The sequence below is a fragment of the Hydrogenophaga sp. GW456-12-10-14-TSB4 genome (assembly GCF_059424305.1).
The window spans coordinates 1-857 of sequence record NZ_JBWKZH010000158.1 but is presented as its reverse complement, the minus strand read 5'-3'; the positions used below and the strand labels follow the sequence as shown (position 1 = coordinate 857).

At 69.3% G+C, this 857-nt stretch carries 2 protein-coding genes; both read right to left on the bottom strand.

Annotation, left to right across the window (positions count from 1 at the left end; all coding sequences use genetic code 11):
• Positions 1-20: 20 nt before the first annotated feature.
• Complete coding sequence (locus tag AC07ZS_RS29865; protein ID WP_494802044.1) at positions 21-422, bottom strand: GreA/GreB family elongation factor; 402 nt, start codon at positions 420-422, stop codon at positions 21-23.
• A gap of 115 nt (positions 423-537) precedes the next feature.
• Positions 538-663, bottom strand: coding sequence for a hypothetical protein (locus AC07ZS_RS29860; RefSeq protein ID WP_494802043.1), 126 nt, complete (start codon positions 661-663; stop codon positions 538-540).
• Positions 664-857 lie beyond the last annotated feature (194 nt).

Genomic DNA, 857 nt, shown 5'->3' with positions numbered 1-857 from the left:
CGCGGCGGGAGCGCGGGGGACTACGTGGTGTAGTCGCCGCTGGCTTCGGGCTGGAACAGCAGCTCGACGATTTCCGCCTCGCAGGCGTCGCCGTTGGGCGTGCGCCAGCGGGCGATGGCACCCGCGCGCTGGCCCAGCAGGCTGGCGCCGACCGGCGAGAGCACGGAGATGAAGCCCAGGTGCGGCTCGGCGTCGGCGGGGTAGCACAGCGTGAGCTTCTGGCGCTTGCCCGTCGCGACGTCTTCCAGGATGACCTGCGAGTACATCGTGACGACATTGGCCGGCACCTCGCGCGAGGGCACGAGGTCCAGCGTGTCCAGCGCGTCGGTCAGTTCCGACGGCATCTTCCCGCCACGCAGGTTGTTCAGGCGCGTGAAGTCGAGTTCGGTGAGCAGCCGTTCACCGGTCAAGGTCTTGTGCATGGAGCACTCCATCTGGTGCGGCCGTGCTGCGGGTGTGCAGCGGCCACGATCGCGCTGGGCTGGGGCCCGGCGATAGATGGTTTGCGCAAAAAGGAGGGAGGGGGTATCGCCGGGCTTAGGAATGTGCGGCCGGCTGGCGCAGTCCCGCCGTGCCCATCAGCTTGCGACCGGCCACGGCCGAACCTGCCATCAGGGGCAGGCGCGCGTGCAGGCTGGAAGTGAGGGTGGACCGGGATGCCATGGGGGGTATTGTAGGCGGGGAGCCCATTCTGGCAAGGCTTGTGCGGTTGTTCAGCGGCGCGGGCGGCACGGAAGCGGCCCGACGGGCACACGCCTTGCCGGGGCAAAGGGACCTTTTCCAACCCGCTGCAGGAGTTCCCGATGACCCCGGTTCACGCCCATGTGCCCGACGTGCCCAAGCCCACGCCGCCGGTG

Coding starts and splice junctions, on each gene's coding strand:
- AC07ZS_RS29865 (WP_494802044.1), bottom strand. CDS start 422: ATGCACAAGACCTTGACCGGTGAACGGCTGCTCACCGAACTCGACTTC.
- AC07ZS_RS29860 (WP_494802043.1), bottom strand. CDS start 663: ATGGCATCCCGGTCCACCCTCACTTCCAGCCTGCACGCGCGCCTGCCC.